At 40.2% G+C, this 18,101-nt stretch carries 12 protein-coding genes; 1 reads left to right on the top strand and 11 read right to left on the bottom strand.

Annotation, left to right across the window (positions count from 1 at the left end):
- Positions 1-194 precede the first annotated feature (194 nt).
- The 11 genes from QM843_RS03355 to QM843_RS03305 all read right to left on the bottom strand — a co-directional run bounded on the left by QM843_RS03355 (position 195) and on the right by QM843_RS03305 (position 16,761).
- On the bottom strand, positions 195-752 hold the full coding sequence (locus QM843_RS03355) for a sugar O-acetyltransferase (protein ID WP_414304523.1): 558 nt from the start codon (positions 750-752) through the stop codon (positions 195-197).
- Between the two features lie 105 nt (positions 753-857).
- Positions 858-1,712, bottom strand: a complete 855-nt coding sequence (locus QM843_RS03350) for a VOC family protein (protein WP_414304524.1) — start codon at positions 1,710-1,712, stop codon at positions 858-860.
- Positions 1,713-2,068: 356 nt separating this feature from the next.
- On the bottom strand, positions 2,069-8,173 hold the full coding sequence (locus QM843_RS03345) for a ZmpA/ZmpB/ZmpC family metallo-endopeptidase (protein WP_414304525.1): 6,105 nt from the start codon (positions 8,171-8,173) through the stop codon (positions 2,069-2,071).
- A gap of 315 nt (positions 8,174-8,488) precedes the next feature.
- Positions 8,489-9,685 (bottom strand): CAP domain-containing protein, encoded by a 1,197-nt coding sequence (locus tag QM843_RS03340; RefSeq protein WP_414304526.1) that lies wholly within the window; start codon positions 9,683-9,685, stop codon positions 8,489-8,491.
- 136 nt (positions 9,686-9,821) lie between these two features.
- Positions 9,822-10,859, bottom strand: a complete 1,038-nt coding sequence (locus QM843_RS03335; RefSeq protein WP_414304527.1) for an aldose epimerase family protein — start codon at positions 10,857-10,859, stop codon at positions 9,822-9,824.
- A gap of 116 nt (positions 10,860-10,975) precedes the next feature.
- A complete protein-coding gene (locus tag QM843_RS03330; protein WP_414304528.1) occupies positions 10,976-12,142 on the bottom strand; it encodes an SIS domain-containing protein in 1,167 nt (388 codons plus the stop codon).
- A gap of 210 nt (positions 12,143-12,352) precedes the next feature.
- Positions 12,353-12,757 carry a PTS sugar transporter subunit IIA gene (locus tag QM843_RS03325; RefSeq protein WP_000194481.1) on the bottom strand — a complete coding sequence of 135 codons (405 nt, stop codon included), beginning with the start codon at positions 12,755-12,757 and terminating at the stop codon, positions 12,353-12,355.
- 3 nt (positions 12,758-12,760) lie between these two features.
- Entirely contained in the window at positions 12,761-13,582 is an 822-nt protein-coding gene (locus QM843_RS03320; protein WP_414304529.1) for a PTS system mannose/fructose/sorbose family transporter subunit IID, read from the bottom strand.
- Positions 13,569-14,474 carry a PTS mannose/fructose/sorbose/N-acetylgalactosamine transporter subunit IIC gene (locus QM843_RS03315; protein WP_414304530.1) on the bottom strand — a complete coding sequence of 302 codons (906 nt, stop codon included), beginning with the start codon at positions 14,472-14,474 and terminating at the stop codon, positions 13,569-13,571. The genes QM843_RS03320 and QM843_RS03315 overlap by 14 nt, the downstream gene beginning before the upstream one ends.
- A 26-nt stretch (positions 14,475-14,500) precedes the next feature.
- Positions 14,501-14,977 (bottom strand): PTS sugar transporter subunit IIB, encoded by a 477-nt coding sequence (locus QM843_RS03310; RefSeq protein WP_000156970.1) that lies wholly within the window; start codon positions 14,975-14,977, stop codon positions 14,501-14,503.
- Positions 14,974-16,761, bottom strand: a complete 1,788-nt coding sequence (locus QM843_RS03305; protein WP_414304531.1) for a glycoside hydrolase family 35 protein — start codon at positions 16,759-16,761, stop codon at positions 14,974-14,976. The genes QM843_RS03310 and QM843_RS03305 overlap by 4 nt, the downstream gene beginning before the upstream one ends.
- 318 nt (positions 16,762-17,079) lie before the next feature.
- On the opposite strand from QM843_RS03305, the gene QM843_RS03300 reads away from it, so the two are divergent.
- On the top strand, positions 17,080-17,796 hold the full coding sequence (locus QM843_RS03300) for a GntR family transcriptional regulator (protein WP_001007193.1): 717 nt from the start codon (positions 17,080-17,082) through the stop codon (positions 17,794-17,796).
- Positions 17,797-18,101: the final 305 nt, after the last annotated feature.

Here is an 18,101-nt window from a genome sequence, read left to right as displayed (position 1 = left end):
TACTATTGTATCAAAAGCTGACGGAGTGTCAAGGAGGAGGCTGATGAACTGAGGAGAAAAACATCCCACTTACGAGATGCTTAGAACTTGCTTAATGAAACAGACTTGCTAAGAGATAGAGTAGGTAAATGTAGGCTGGATAAAAAATGATGAAACCTACAAAAAGAAACAGCCACTGCTGTTCCTTTTTTCTGCTATTTCACAGGTATCTCCTTAATCACGCGCGCAGGATTGCCAGCTAAAACAACATTGTCGCCAAAGGACTTGGTGATTACTGCCCCTGCTCCTGCAACAACATTATTTCCCAGTGTCACTCCAGGAAGGACAATGACGCCACCACCAGCCCAGAAATTGTCTCCAATTATGATAGGCTTTCCGTACTCGATACCTGAATTACGTTCCTGTGGATCCAGTGGATGGAGTGGGGTTAAAAACTGACAGTTGGGACCGATCATAGCATTGTCCCCGATACGAATGGGGCAGATGTCCAGCATGGTCAAGTTCCAGTTAGAGTAAAAATTTTCCCCTAGATGGATGTTAACACCATAGTCCACCATCAAGCGAGTGTTGATATAAAGATTTTTCCCGGTCGAGCCAAACCAGGTCTTGATGATTTCGGCTCCTTTTAAGGGATCCTCTTCCTTGTTAAAGGCAGCCTGTTTTTGGCGAGAATCCTGAGCTAAGGCTCTCAGTTCTGGGTCCGATGGACGATAAAACTCGCCTGCTATCATTTTCTGGTATTCGCTTGTCATAGTATTTTTCTCCTTATTCCCTACTATCATATCAAATTTTCTACATATCTGACTAAAATAAGGAGCTCTTTCTACAATTGATGCTTTACCTTCATCATATACCGTCTATCTAGCTATGCGGATACGAGTCACAATTCCGTCTGGGGCTGTGATTTCCAGCTGGCTAGATGTCAGCCACTTGATTGGTGCATCAACTTCTTTTGCTCGCTGGGCAATCGTTAACAGTTCTTCTTTTCGAGCGACTTCAATGACATAATAAGCCAAACCTGGCAAACCTTGCTTACGCGGAGCCAGCCCTTTTCCTCCCCATTCGTTGACTGCCAAATGATGATGGTAGTCCCCAGCTGCAATCCAACTAGCACTAGGCACACTGAATTTATCCTCTAGTCCTAACACCTTTTGATAAAACTGACTGGACTTTCGACTATCCTTGACGGAAAGATGGATATGCCCCATTCTCGTACCTTCTGCCAGGATAAAAGGCTCTACCCTTTCTCCCAACTCATAGATATCCTGCGCCGCAAGGGCCTCAGTCACCCCGATAATGCGGCCATCTTCTCGAATATCCCATGTGGAAACCGGCTTATCTCGATAGAGTTCAATGCCATTTCCCTCCAAGTCCTCTAAGTAAAGTGCCTCACTGTAACCGTGATCTGCACCGCCGACAAGGGGAATCTGTAAATCTGTCAGGTGTTTCAAGACATCCGCCAAAGCCTTTCGTGTCGGCAAGAGAATAGCCAGATGGTAAAGACCATAATATTCCCTTACTTCTCCACCCTCTTGTGCTTGAATCAAGTGTACCAAGGCTTTTCCACCAATTCCTAAAACGGTCTCTGTCTGCGCTTGAGATAAAATTTCTAAACCAATAATCTGCTGATAAAAGGCTGTTTGACTTGCCAAGTCCTTCACATTTAAAACTGCCTCGGCTAAATAAATGTAGCTCTGGTATTCATAGGTCATAAGCGACCCTCCTTTTATTGTAATTATAATTGTTACATCTATTATATAACTTCCATCAAGAAAGTCAAGCCAGACAACTTGAAGCATCCCGCTCAGCAAAAAAACAATCCCAGAAAAATTCTTCTAGGATTGTGTTGTATTTATTTTACTAGGCTAGCAAAGTTATTTCTCAAATCAACGTTTTCTGTGGGATTGAGATACATCTTGTCACCATTGGTCATTTGCGAGCGGAAGATGATTCCTGCAATCTGCATCCAATCAAATCTCTATATCACTCCATAAGAAAAAGGAGTAGATTGGTCATCTGACTCCTCATTCTTACAAGAAACACTATTCAACAATAAAACTCTACAATCTTATTTATAAATAGATTCTCTAAAGTCATCTGTAGTACGTAGATATGCATTATAGATTTTTTGTTTAAGTAGATGCACCCAACTTGCAGGAGCATGACTTGTCGTACGATCTATATTAGTTATATCTCTCGCTACTGCCGCATCAATTAAAGCTTGCATCTCTTGTGCTGATGAGATTGTTACCTCTTTTGTACTACCAACTACTCCTAATTCATATTGAATTGTGATTGGTTTCAATCTATCTTTTTTAGCTATACGCTCATTAAACATTGCTTTTCTGAAATCAGCCCATGTTGCATATTGGTTTCCAAATACTTTATTTAACACCATCGTATCCGTAATCAGACCAACATCTTTTTTAAACCAACTAGAGTAAGTTTTCATACCATTTCTTAATGCTTCGTCTCCGTATTTGTTTGACACATATGGAATGAACCCATCTTGGTATCCTTTTTCAGCAAGAAGTTCATACGCTACTTTTTTAAATGTAACATCTCCTGGTGCACCATTTGGATTACTTAGAGCTGAGTAGATTGGCGAGAACATACTTACAGCATAGTAGCCATTTCTTCCGTAACTTCCAGTATCTTTATATGCTCTACGTGAGATTATATCATTATCGATTAATGAGTCTAAAGTTGTTAGTTTTTCTACTTCTGCGTCTGTTAATTGACGAATAGTATTTGTTGCGTGCGTATCTTTATTGTACTTCGTATCTTTAACATAAGTATCTTCTAGTTTTCTATACCATTTTTTCTTAACATCTTTCGATTTAGATAAAATAGCATTTGCTTCCATCGCATCTAGTGTATATAGAACATCGTGCATTCCATGAACATACTCTTTTAGATCAGCTGCAGATTGGTATCTCGTTGTTGGATCATAAGTGTGCAAGCGAGTTAATGAGTCTTTCTCACCTTTAAATGCCGTATTAAGAATCACCCCTTCTTGATCCAATTTGCTTGCAGATTGAAGTAATCCATACGCATAAAGTTCAGCTCCTAAACCTTCTCTACGACCATATCCTTCGAAATAAATATTACCATCAGAGTTATGAGTCATTTCATGAGTGTACACTGACGTTCCATATTGATCCAATAATCTATCGCTTACAAAATACACCTCAGATCCATCTGCAAATGCACCAGCACCGCTTCTTAGACTATACCACTTGCCTGCTGGACCAAAGAAATTGTAAACCGAATCAATGTATTTATCAGTCGCAGTTGCCCAATATCCTCTTCCTTCTGCATTATTAAAGTAAAATCCATCGGTTACTGGTACTGAGCGGAATAACTTCTCTTTTGACTCTGGCGTTAATAGATTGTACCAAATATCATAGTGATCTCTTTGCCATTCCGCTGATTGATTAACCTTCTCACGTACATATTGACGTAAAGCTTCTCCAGACAGAAACGTTCCATTTACTCGATCTTTATAACGCTCATAACTTCCGAATGCTAATGTCGATATATTAGAAATTGCATATATATTCTCTTCTGGTAATGTTAGTAACGGTAACAGCATACCCTTATATCTCCACGTAGGCGATGATAATCTATCATAGATTCCTAGTGAATATTTACTATCTGGTGTTGCCGATTCTTGTTTTGCTCTAACTTCTGCTATATTAGATTTTACCTCTACAATATAAGCTTTCGTATTGTCTTTCAACCATTGATTATTAGTTTTTTCCGGTAAGAACAATTTACGATATGCTTCTACGAAGTCAAAGACTGAATCTTCTCCTTTAAGTGGTGCAAGTGTGCTCGCATATAGACCTGTCGTGTTTGGTCCTCGTAGGTTTTCTAGTCCACTATTTCCTAAGGCGATGATAGTGTCTAGCGTTGAAGCTTCATTATTTCCGTTAAAGTCAAATTTGTACACTGATAAATCTTTTGTATTCAGACTATCATAATTAATATTGTACCATCGGTTCATGTAGGTAAGTCCCAGCATGAAGGCTTCTTTGTTATGTTTGATTTTCTCACTTACATACTCAACTACACCATCTCCCGTAGTGTTGATGGATTTATCCATCGCTAATACTTTTCTTAAGTGCTCTCCAATATTAGCTTTAACTTCCTCAAATTCTCTATCTAAGTATAAGTTATCTAATGCTGCATCGTCTGCCGCCCCTAGCACTTTCTTAGTCGCTTCTGAGCTAAACGTTACGTTCTGCAATTCGCTTAGTACATTATTCGTTATCGCTGTATAATCTGATACAAAGGCTTCTGGTGTGAATATGTATTCTTTTCCTGAAACAGTATATTCAACCACCTTGTTATTGGTAAAGTTTTCTTTAAATGTCACATCTAGATAGTCTACTGTATTGTCTTTATAATGTAACATGATCCTGTTGATAGAATCTTTATTTGCATTGATATCTGTTACTACTGCTTGATCTTTCATCGGTACGACATCAAGCAGTTCTGTCGTATAAAGTTTATCCGTTGGAGCTACTTTATTACCATAGTGAACAACTAGCTCTTTATTGTAGAATGGCATTAGTTTTTCAATATTGTTATAGGCTACTCTTCTTTCTGCTTGTGCTTGACTTAATCTTGTATAGTCAATTTCTTTTGAGTTTGCTTTTAAGTCTTGTCCAGTATCATCAAGAGTTACTGTGATTCCATAAGAAGCAATCTTAGCATCCACTTCTTCTTTACTTACTTTTCGAACGAAGTTATCTTGTTTTTTGTTTTCAACAGAGGTAATAGCATTTTTAACATTTGCTCCATTATACTGATCTCCAGTAATAGCATAACCATCTCCAACATCAACAGAACTTACTACATTGTCAAGTCGACCTCCTGAGTACGTAGAACCTACTATTCCTCCTACTCTCGGGTATCCATTACCGTTTAGGATTTTACCTGTTGTTACAGAACGTGTCACTAACGCTCCACTTTCCAGTTTACCAACGATTCCTCCGGCTGTCTGGTTATTATTACGTGCTGCTGTAGAGATGACGGCATCTACTTTCGCTCGGTCAACTTTAGAATTTCCTCCGGTTAATTTAGCAACGATTCCTCCAGCGTAATTTGCATTATTATCTGTGTGGTTGGCGACTAGTTTTCCGCTGAATGAACTGTTTTCAATTCTTGTATTTGCTGCATCTACTACTAATCCTGCTACAGATTTGCTTCCTGATACTTGTCCTTCTACAGCTACATTGCTGATAGTTGCATTGTTTGCTGTTTTTGCTACTGATGCAGCATTTTCTTTGCTCTCAACAGAGACAGTTTTAATATCCAAATCTCTAACTGTAGCACCATTTAATGTATCAAATAATGGTTTTTTCAAATCATAAATGGCATACGATTTTGTTCCATCAGAACCGACCAAGCTCCCTGTAAATGCACCTGTGAGATAACTTGTCTGATTATCGCCTAAGCTCACTTCATCTGCGGTCATATCTGAAGCCAATGTATAGACTCCAGACAGATTGTTTTGCATTGCTGTTACTAGCTGTTTAAAGGATGTGTAAACTCCTGCTTGCTCCACTTTAGATTTAGCTACAGTAAATGTGTAATCATCTTTGTAACCATCTGTACCTTCTTCTACAAGTTGATCAACGGCTGCCGTCACTTTATACGTTCCATCCGTATTTTCTGTAATAGATTTTACAGGTAGGTACATTTCTTTGAAGCGATCTGATTTCACTTTTACAAAGTATTTAGCCGTATCAGTCGGCGCTTCACTTAGACTTAAATATCTACGATAACGATCATTTTCTTTACCGTATAATTCTACTGAATCAATATCTTTAATCTCTATTTTCTTATACTCTAATTGGAAATCTCGAGTTGATGTTTCAGTATTTTCTTCATTATTTTCACCCAAATTATAAGTTAGGTGTGTTTTAACTGTATACGGTGTGTAGTAATCTAAACCTGATATTACTTGCTCTTTGGCAGGATTTTCTATATCAACCTCTTTAACTAGCTTGTCTCCTTGGAAAACTTGCGCTTTTGCAGAGACATATGCTGATGTAGTGTCTGTTAAGTTATAACTTACAGTTATCGATTTTTTGTTTTCAGCTTTTGTTAAGTTGGCAATCTCTACTGTAGGTTTAACTTTCACAAGTGTTCCTACTTTGACAATTTCGCTCACCGGAGCTACTTCAGTTCGTGACAACTCTTTCGTTTCTACGACATTACCATTTACGATATAGTCTTCATATTGAATAGTAAGTGTTCCAGCTTGACCTTGTCGTTCAGTTTTACGACGATTTTTCAGAAGTGTTGGATCCTGAATTTCTTCTGTTTTATAAGGAATATTCTGGATTTCTGTTCTATTTCGTGTAGTGACCTCTAAAGCCGGAAGTTCTTCTTCTACTGCAGGTTCTAGTTTCGCATCTCCTGTGTATTCTGCTAGCGCTGGTTGGACTACCGCTTCACCCTCGTGACCCGGTTCTTGTGTGCCTTTGGTTTCGAGGGGTTGAGTATATTCTGGAGCTTCTTCGCGAACTGCAGCTTCGCCCTCGTGACCCGGTTCTTGTGTGCCTTTGGTGCTGATTGGGTCTGTATAAGACGGTTGTGCTGGCTGAACTAGAGCTTCACCTTCATGGCCTGGCTCTTGTGTACCTTTGGTTTCTAAGGATTCTGTGTAGGCTGGAGCTTCTTCACGGACTACTGCTTCACCTTCATGACCGGGTTCTTGCGTGCCTTGAGTGCTTATTGGGTCTGTATAAGACGATTGTGCTGGCTGAACTAGAGATTCACCCTCGTGACCTGACTCTTGCGTGCCTTTAGCTTCTATTGGTTTAGTATAGGCTGGGGTTTCTTCGCTAGCTGCCGCTTCACCCTCATGACCCGGTTCTTGCGTACCTTTAGCTTCTATTGGTTTAGTATAGGCTGGGGTTTCTTCGCTAGCTGCCGCTTCACCCTCATGACCCGGTTCTTGCGTACCTTTGGTTTCTAAGGATTCTGTGTAGGCTGGAGCTTCTTCACGGACTACTGCTTCACCTTCATGACCAGGCTCTTGAGTCCCTTTTGCTTCTAACGGGGCTGTATAAGACGGTTGTGCTGGCTGAACTAGAGATTCACCCTCGTGACCTGACTCTTGCGTACCCTTTGCTTGCACTACAGTTTCATTATTTTCTTGTGGTTGGGGCTCTACAGGAGAAGGTGTTCCTCCTCGCTGATTCTCTACCACTAGGCTTTGCGAAACTGGCTGGACTGGATTTGTCTGTTCTTGATTCCCACCAGTTAGGCTTGAATTTGTTGCAGACTCTGTAGCTGGTGCTGGTTTTTGGTCTTGCTCCTCACCTTTGACAACATGACTATCTTTACTTTCCTGACTCTGAAGAACTGCTGGTTGCTGACTAACATCCTCGTTTTTAGGAGATACAGCTGTTGCTGCTGGACTATCTACATTTTCAGAGTGAGAGTTGCTGTCATTTGTCTGCTTGACAAATTCAGTTCCCATAGTCGAACCTGCTGAATGGGACGCCACCACTTCTTGAGATTGACTGTTTTCTGATTTAACCTTTTGATTTCCAGTAGATACTGCTGGCTTGCTAGTTGCCGGTACAGAATGAGCTGATTTGTTTTCTACAAATCCTAGATAAGTGTATCCAGGAATATCAACCGGAGCTGGCAAAGCATCTCCTGCCTGAACCGATAGCTGAGTGTTGTAGGCAGCTAGCGTCTCGCTAGTCAAGGCAAGGACAGTTGGAGACAGCAACTGGCTTCCTAGACTGGTTACTAACAAGAATCGACTAATCTTGCTCTTGCCGTCGCGTCCCTTAAGAACCACTACGATCAGCAAACTAAGACCTGCCACCAAGGCAGCAGTTTCTAGGGAGGAGCTAGTTCCTGTGTTGGGTAAGACTTTATTTGGTCTATAGACTAGATAATAGGTAGCATCTGATTCTTCCGCTACTTGTGGTAGGGATGTAACCAATAGAGCCTTCTCCTCATCAGTCAAATCTGACTCTAAAACATATGTATAGTTAACAGTATGAGATTCTTGGGCAGATACAGTCTGTAGGCCAGTTCCCATCAAAAAGAAACACGCAACTGCTACAGATACAAGGCCAACTGACAATTTTCTTAACGAGAAATTCTGTCTTTCTTCTCCACTAGTTTTGAAATTCATATTCCCCTCTTTTTACATTTTTAAATTAGTATGTTAATTTATAGTAAAATATACAACTTGTCCCATTATACACCAATTTCCAAAAAGATTCTAGAGATAGATATACAAATGAATGGATAAAAAAGTCTTAGCAAAATAAAAAGAGAGAAACTTTTTAAAAACAGGATAAAGTGAAGTATATGCCCAATATTTTATGAGGCTGTAGAAAGTTTTTATCCACATAAAAACAGAGAGAAGCAAGCTCTTCTCTCCATCTTTAAAATTATAGTAACAAATATAGGTTATCTAAAGTTGTTAAAGCAATTCCTTTAGTTTCTAGTTCACCCATTCACCATTACCATTTACACGGTAACCATCTGGTGTTGTTGTGTTCACAGCCAAAGCTCCTGAACCATATGCATAGTACCAGTACTTGCCTACTTTAAACCAACCTGTCTTCATGACACCTGATTGATCAAGATAATACCAAGTACCATTTTCCTTATACCAGCCTGTCTTCATAGCTCCTGAACCATCGAAGTAAAACCATCTGCTACCATCTGTTCCCCAGCCTGTAAACATCGCGCCTGAACTATCAAGGAAATACCATGTTCCATCAACTTCTACAAATCCAGTCTGCATGACGCCTAAATCATTCAAGTAGTACCATTTACCACCCGTTTTCACCCAGCCTGTCTTCACATCACCAGACTCATAAAAATACCATTTACCATTGGACTTCACCCAGCCAGACTGACTAGATGGAGATGTTCTGAAATCTTTCAACGATTTTTCTACAACTGTAGCTTTACTTTTAACGGTTGAAAGGTTTGAGGCAGTCACTTCTGTATACTGAATAGCAGAACCATATCCACCAGCCAATTCCTCTGAAGAAGCATCATCACCTAAAGCCAAAGAAATCGTTGCTACTTGCTGAGAGCTAGCTGCGTTTTTAAAGGCTGCGAGACCCACATAGGTAAATTTAGAATTGATCAAAACCTCATAATAACCTGTAAATTCTTTAGAGGTTCCACCCTTCTTTTTCGCTACATAATTCGCCTTCTCAGCATGCCAATTTTCAATTGCTTTTAGAAAACCTTCATAGTTCACATCTAAAGCTTCTCCTCTTATACTATTACTAGATGGAAAAGCAGTCCAGATTTCTTTAGTAGAAAGACGCTCGGGTTTCAAAGCTACTGACACCTCAGTAGCGCGTACAAAAGCAGTTTTCTCAAGATCAGTAGACCATTTAATAGGGACATACTTATCTACCAAACCTTCATCAGCTGCTTCCTGACGAATCTTATTGATTGCATCCAAAATAGCTTGTTTATTTGGGGTTAAAAATTCTCCCTTGATTCCAACCAAAACATTACCGCTAGCAGGATTAAGCACTTCTGAGCTCAAGACATTTTCATTTTTACCATCAGCAGATTGTGTTGCCACCAATCTGTCATTCGCAAAAACATCAGTTGTCAAAACTGCTCCAGCCAGGGTCAAGGCCAAGGCGCTAGCAAATACAATTTTCTTCATCTTTTTCTCCTTTTATCCTTTAGATAGGACAGGTATTTTCAATATTAAATTATATCATATTTCCCTACTCTTTGCCCGTTTCTACTAATGTCATGAGGCAAATGCTATTCACCCCGCAAAGTAGAAGATTCATTCTTTACTTCACAACAAGCTCATAACGTGTCTTACTCGTAAAGGTTTGACCGGCTTTAAGAATGACTTGGTCTTTGAGGTCGCTGTGAATGGCATCTGGTAAAGCTTGCGCTTCAAGGGCAATCCCATTGTGCTGTACCATTGGCCGACCTCCTATGATGACACTTTCATCCACAAAGTTTGCTGTGTAGACTACAAAACAAGGAGCCTCTGTCTTGAAGAGCAGGAAGCGACCTGAGTTTTGGTCATAAAGGAAACCAGCATTGTCATGACCTGCAGGAAGAGCAAATGGATGATCCAAACCAGATACTAGTTGGATTTGCTCATCTTCTTCTGCAAAGATGTCTTTCAACAAGGCACCATTGTAGATGTGTTTGACCACATCACGACTAGTATCTGAAGTTTTGCCAGGAACACCGTCAGGAGCGATTGGGTAAATGCCCTCTGTGTTTAGTTGGAAGACATGACGGTCAATCGTCTGCGTGAAATCACCAGACAAGTTGAAATAGCTGTGATTGGTTGGATTAACCAGCGTATCCTGATCGGTCGTTATCTTATAGCTGATTTCATAGGCACCAGTTTCTTCTAAGTGGTAACTGATCCAAATCTTGAGATTCCCAGGAAATCCTCCTGTCCCATCTGTACGCTCTGTGTAGAGGGTCAAGCCATGGTCGCTTACTTCAACTAGTTCAAACAAGCTCGAATCCCAACCTGTTGAACCACTGTGGTTACAGTTGCTAGCATTGTTGACCTCAAGGTCATAAGTCTTGCCATTGAGCTCAAAGGTCGCACCTGCAATACGGCCTGCCACAGGACCTACACTAGCTCCATGCTTGGGACTATTGCCTACATAGCTATCAAAGTCATCAAATCCCAAAATAACATTGGCAAAATTTCCAGCCTTATCAGGTGTGACATAGCGCAAGATAGTCGCACCATAAGTCATAACCTCAAGCTGGTAGCCACCGTCCGTCTCAAAGCGATAAGCCAAGACATCCTTGCCCCCAACATTTCCAAATACACGCTCTGTGTATGCTTTCATTCTGTTCTCCTTTTACTATTTCTCTCAAGCAAACAAACCATAGAAAGCCTACTGACAATCTATGGTTTACTTGTATGATTTACAAACTCCTTTATCAAGAATCTATAAACGCAGTATTACTTTTGATATTCGTGGATGATAACACCTTGTACCACACGATTTACGGTACCTGTAGGAGACGGTGTATCAGGTTTATTTTCTACCTTGAGTGAAGTCAATAGAGCAAAGAGTTGAGCATAAACGATGTAAGGGAAGACACGGTAAATATCATTCAAGACACCGCCACAACCAAGGGCCACTTCTTTGACATTTTCAAGACCAAAGGATTGATCACTCAAAAGCACAACACGACGAGCAATCTGGTCACCAGCAACCTCACGAACCAAGTCCAAGTCGTACTTACGAGTGTAGTCTGTCGTTGTCCCAAAGACCAAGACAACTGTATCTTCGTTGATAAGAGATTTTGGACCGTGACGGAAGCCAACTGGGCTTTCATACATGGTCGCCACTTGGCCAGCTGTCAATTCCAAAATCTTGAGCTGAGCTTCATGAGCAAGTCCAAAGAAAGGACCAGCGCCTAGATAGATGACACGGTTAAAGTCTAGGTCAACAAGTTCTTTAACATCTTCTACATTGTCTAGGACTTTACGAGCAAGACTAGACACAACTTCAAAACGTTCAGCTTTCACAGCAAATTCTGTAGGATCAAAGACCAAGAGAGCTGTCAACATCATAGACGTAAAGCTAGAAGTCATAGCAAATCCAGCATCATTAGAAGCAGCTGGTTGCAAAAGTAAGAGATTGCGGTTATCTCCATGAGCTTGAAGAGCCAATTTACCATCTGCTGCACAAGTAATCGTCACTTGGTAAAGCTCATCCACCAAGGCTTTGGCCAAATCAACAGTCGCCACACTTTCAGGCGAGTTCCCACTACGAGCAAAAGACACAAGGACAGTCGCCACATCTTTTTTCAAATAAGTTTCTGGATTGGCCACAATATCTGTTGTCGCAATAGCATTGAAATTCCATTTGCGTTCGTCGTAGACTTCCTTAAAGTAAGGTACCAAGGTATCTCCCACATAAGCAGAAGTCCCAGCACCTGTCAAGATAACCTTGATATAGTCATGTTTATCAGCAATCCTTTGTAGGAAGGCTACAATTTCTTCACGTTTTGCTTGATAAGATTCAAAAGCTTCTTTCCATACATCAGGCTGTTGGTAGATTTCACGTGTAGTGATTTCTGCACCCAATTCAATCAAGTCTTCTTTTGTATAATGTAGCATTGAGTTCCTCTTTTTCTATTAAATATGGGAATGGGAGTAAGCCCCATTCCCATGTATATTCTATATAAAATGCTCTAACGATTTTCACGTTATCACATCTTATTGAATCGAGTTCCAACTAAAATCTTTGGGAAAAAGACCGATTATCGTCGGAGAATCGCTCCATCCTCCTATCGCCTATTTTCCCTCTGATTTTCACGTTGTCACATCTTATTCATCTTCGTCATCATCGAAGCCCGCTAACAGGTCATTGACTTTCACAATGCTTTCTGCAGCACGGTTCTTATAGTCCGCATCTGCACCTGTAAGGCTCGCATTGATAAATTCAATCACCATTGGAAGATTCATCCCTGCATAAAGTTCGATGTCACGACCTTCCATGATCAAACGACTGACCACGTTACAAGGTGTCCCACCGAGAAGATCCGCAAAGACTAGGAAATCATCCAACCCTTCGATAGCAGCTTCAAATTTTGCAGTAAATTCTTCTGGGCCATCTTCTGGAAGAAGAGCTACTGTATAAATATTGTCTTGTGGGCCCATAATCATTTCAGTGCTACCTTTAAGTTCTTCACAGAAACGACCATGGCTCACCAAAATTAATGATTGCGTCATAAATTATACGCCCATTCCAAATGCAAAGTGACCAAGGGCAGAAAGACCTACTGCAAGAGCGATAATGATACCGATAGCTTTAGTAGAAGTCATACCTTTCTTACCAAGCAACCAGAAGATAAAGGCAGTAAAGATTGCTGGAAGCAAACGTGGGAAGATTTGGTTCAAGATGTCTTGGAAATCAATCATCTTTTCACCGATTGGCAACTTGTAAGAAATTTCAAAGTTGATCATTGTTGCTACAAGAGCACCCATCATGAAGACACCAAGTACAGATGCAGCGTCAATCAAAGCTGTCAAGGTACTTTGCATATTGTTGATAAGGTTAACCCCTTCTTTGTAGGCAAATTCCAACTGTTTCCAACGGAAGATGTCATACGCTACTGCAACTGCAATCCAAAGGAAGATACCCCAAGGTTGGCCAGCGATAGCCATAGTTGCTGCGATAGATCCCATGATAGCAGGTACAAGTGAACCAAAGATTGTGTCTCCAAGAGGAGCAAATGGTCCCATCAAACCTGTCTTGATACCGTTAACAGCATCTTTTGAACCTACACCATCTTTTTCTTCCATGGCAAGGTCAAAACCAACGATAATGGTATGGAAGAATGGTGAAGTATTGAAGAATTGAGTATGAACTTTCATCATTTCTTTCAATTCAGGAGTGCCATCCCCATACATTTTACGCAACTGAGGCAGGATCATGTAAAGGTAACCAGAAGCTTGCATACGTTCGTAGTTCCAACCCAATTGGAAAGTAAACAAGCTACGTTTGTTGATTTGATTAAAATCTTCTTTTGTAAGTTTGTAATTAGAATTCGTCATCTTCGATTTCCCCACTTTCTGATGGTGTAGAAGGTGCTGCTACAGCTACTTTTTGGCTATTTTTGAAGTGAAGCACTGCTAGGAAGATACCTACGATAGAGATACCAATCATAGACAATCCTTTGAAGTTGTTCACGAAACCAATTTTTTCAGCAACATCTTTAGGTAGAGTACCTACGATACCAGCAACAGCGCCACCAAGACCTGTTACATATGAGTAAAGAACAGTCAACATAGCTGTCAAACCAAATCCCATTGCAAGGTAGTGAAGGTTACGTTTAACTGGAAGGTAACGAAGCAAGATTGCAAATCCAAGACCTGGAAGCATACGTCCTGCAAGTGTCAAACCATCTGCAACCCACTGGTATTTTGTAACGAAGTCTACTACGTGTTGTACAAATTCACCACCAAATGCAAGCGCGAAGAAGACTGGAAGGGCACGAGATAGAGCCCATGGAATCGCACCAAGCAAGTAGTTGCGTTCGATTCCTTTGTAGTCATAGCGTTCGATTGCAGCATCAATACGGTGTGCAAAGAAAGTAGTTGTCATACGTCCAAGAACGTCGAAGTAAGTCAAGAGAGCTGCTACTGGCACAGCGATTGTTGTAATCGCAAGGTCTGTATCAATACCTTGAGAGATTGAGAATGCTGTTGCAAGAACCGCACCAGAAGTTGCGTCGATACGAGAAGCACCACCGAAGGTACCAACCCCAAGAACGAACAATTGCAAGCTACCACCGATAAACAGACCAGTAGTCACATCTCCCATGATTAAACCAGTAATGAAACCAGCAAATACAGGGGAACCTGCAGATGAAACGATCGTCAACTCATCACAGATTTGATAAGCTGAGTACAAAGTGAGAAGTAAAATTTGCCACCATTGTATCATAACAATGACCTCCTAAAAATTTTTTCCTATTTTAATAAGCTCAAAAAGTCTGAAATTGGATCATTTGGAACCATTTGAGCAGTAAGTTTAACACCTTTTTCTGCCAATTTGTGGAAATCTTCCACATCCTTGTCCACTACGTTGATAGAACGTGTAATGGCACGAGTTTCTGGTGTTTGAGACATATTCCCAACATTGAGAGTTTCAAGTGGTACACCTGCTTCGACCAAACCAAGGAAGCGGTCTGGTTTACGAGCCACGATAAAGAGACGTTGGCTATCATATTTACCAGCAAGAATATTGGCTGCCGCTTTTTCAATTGGCAAAATACTCAATTTTACACCTGGTGGTGTCGCAAGTTTCAAACCACTCTTTTCAACGTCATTGTTGACAACTTCGTCATCTACAACCATAATACGTGAAACATTTAGTTTTCCAGCCCAAAGATTGGCTACTTGTCCGTGGATCAAACGTCCATCGATACGGCATCCTACAATTGTCATAAGTTTTCCCCCTTTATGTGTTTTAGTGTAGGTTTTCGAGTTAAATGAATCTCTTCTTTATATTCACCTTCTGTTTCAAAGATGATGATGCGGTTATCACCTTCCTTGAGATAGCTATGAGGGATATAAAGTGAGAGGGTCGGGCCGACGTTCCAAAAACGTCCTAGATTCTGCCCATTGACAAAGGCAACTCCCTTACCAAACTCAGACAAGTCTAGGTAAGTATCTTTTGGCGCTCCGATTGTAAAATCATAAGCATAAAAGGCTGGTTGTCCTTCTGTCCATCCTTTTGAAAAATCAATTTTCTCAGGATTGTCTAGTGGGAGTGGATAGTGTTTCCAGTTTAGTAAGAAGTGCAAATCCTTACAAACCCCTGTCCGAATTCCCTTACGTTGCGTATCCGCTAAGAACTTGTGTCCATAGTTGACACGCCCCATATTTTCTACCAAGATATCTAACCTAGATAGCGCTTTCTTTTTACCTTGATAAAAAATATCTTCCCCAATCTCTGTCTGATATTGGGTTTCGACCCACTGACCATCGACATAAAGCTGAGCCCTATCTCGACCGTCAATGATACGAAGTCTTTCTTCTTCTGCATCCCAGTTTGTTTCTGTTCGATAGAGTAGATAGCCATAGCTTTGTCCCAACTCCTCCATCTTTTTAGGATAGAGGCTTTCTACTGGACTTGACAAGCTATCCAAAGTTTCAAACAAGGAAACTTTTTCAACTAGTGGAATAGCATCCAACTCCATACTCTCTTTGTAGAGTGGTTCCAACTGCGGATACTCTGGGAAATGTGTTGCCATCATCTTCTTGACTGCCAGATATTTGGCAGTTGGATTTCCTTCTTCATCCAGAAGGGCATCGTAATCATAAGATGTAACTTGTGGTAGGTCCAAAGTTCCTCGAGCCGAGCAACCATTCATGAAACCAAAATTTGTACCACCATGGAACATGTAAAGATTGATGGAGCCTTGTTCCAAAACCTCTCGAACTGCATCTGCCAATTCTTTCGGATCCCGTGTGATAATCGGTTCTTTCCAACGATTGAACCAGCCATCCCAGAATTCCATACACATGAGCGGCCATTTTTTACCATGCTCATCAAAGAATTCCTGCATCTGTGAAAAGTTATAAGGCGCCTTAGAACCAAAGTTCCCTGTTACAAAGAGGTCATCTTCAATCAAGGTTCCAGCTTTCAGAGTAGCTCGCCATGGACCATCTGATGTAAAGAGGGGACAGGTTACGCCACGCTCTTCCATCAACTGTCGAATGGCTCTCAGATAAGCCTTATCTTCTCCATAAGAACCATACTCATTTTCAACTTGCATCATGAGGATGTTGCCACCATTATCCAACAAATGTGGAACCAACCGTGACAAGAGCTGGTCATAGTAGCGACCGACAGCTTCAATATAGGCTGGATCTGAGGAACGAAGCCTCATATTCTTTGTTAAGAGCCAGGCTGGTAAACCACCGAATTCCCACTCTGCACAGATGAAGGGAGACGGACGAACGATCGCATAGAGACCTAAATCTTGTGCTGTCTGAAGAAATCGCTCCAAATCCAGAGCCCCTTCAAAGTGAAGCTCACCCTCACGAGGCTCGTGTAGATTCCAAGCCACATAAGTTTCTACTGTATTAAAACCAAGAGCCTTCAAATTATAGAGCGAATGATACCAATCTTCTGGAGGAACCCTAAAATAATGAATGGCGCCAGATAAAATCTTAAATGATTTTCCATCGAGATAAAAATCATCCCGTATCTCAAATCGTGTCATATTCTTACCTTCTGACAATAAAGTTTACGCTTTCATTTGTTGATATAGTAAATATATCTCAATATCTTACATTTGTCAATAGGTTTTCACAATTTTTTTCATTTTTCACTAAATTTTACACAAAAAACTTATAAAAATCTTGTAATCTATAGTCATAACAACATTTTAGCACCATGTATAAAAATGTAGGTTTTTCTATTTATTCCTATGTAAATTAACCTTATAGCCTATTATTCTAATTTTTTTATTCAAAAGGCTACTATTCTTTCCAGTTTTATGGTAAAATCTTTAACGGAGAAGGAAAATCGAGGTGAAAATATGGCAATTCCAAAGTATCAATATATTAAAGATGAGTTAAAGAACAAAATCATTTCTGGTCAATTTGCCAGTGGAGATAAATTCTACACTGAAGCTGAATTGATTGCAATGTATGATGTTAGTTCTATCACAGTTGTTCGCGCTTTAAACGACCTTGCCAAGGATGGCTATATTGTCCGTCAACAAGGAAAGGGTACATTCGTTTCACGCGCACGCAAACACAAACTCGTAGAGTTTTCAGATGTAGAAGTTTTTGAAACTAAAGATGATAAAGTTACCGTCCTTTCTATTGAGCGTGGAAATAAACTAAGCTACTTAGAAAAACTTGGACTACGCGGAGATCAGTTCTACTACAAGATTGAACGCGTTCGCGAAACAGGTGGTGTTGTGTACATCTACCATACATCTTACATCCCAGAACAATACATCAACGCAAATTATCCAAATCTTGAATATTATAGCTCTATCTATAACCGTTTCAAATTGGATTACCACATTCACATGAATGATGAACATTTTGAAGAAATCAATGAAATAGCATTTCCAACTCCAGAACATGCGGCTTCAATCCTCGGAGTCGATGAACAATTCCCAACCGTTTTACAAACCAAGACTACTAAACTAGAGTCTACTGGTCAAGTTCTTGCATACAGCGAAACATATAAACGCGCAGATTACTACAAAATCAAATTCATTTCATGTGACCGTGATCACTAAGAAGAAAGCCTAAGCCTTGCTTGGGCTTTTTCTATGCTTATTATACCATACCAAAAAGGTAGCGCTTACCTTTTATAGTAGATTCTATAGTTTGTAGAGTATTTTATAGAAATAGGGCTAAAAAATTTCTACTAAATATATATATGTTTCTTTTACAACCAATCTGAAATCTTAAGCTTAAATTTTATATTTTTTTATACTTATTATAGTTTTTTATCACCTCCTCTTGACTCTTATTAATATAAGAAATAAAATAAGGGTGTTGTTTTATGTAAACGCTATCAATATAAAATACAATCAGGAGG

Origin of the sequence: Streptococcus mitis (assembly GCF_047463435.1) — a bacterium.
Lineage (GTDB): Bacteria > Bacillota > Bacilli > Lactobacillales > Streptococcaceae > Streptococcus > Streptococcus mitis_DS.
Note: the sequence above shows the minus strand (reverse complement) of the source record. Positions and strands in the feature narration are given on the sequence as shown.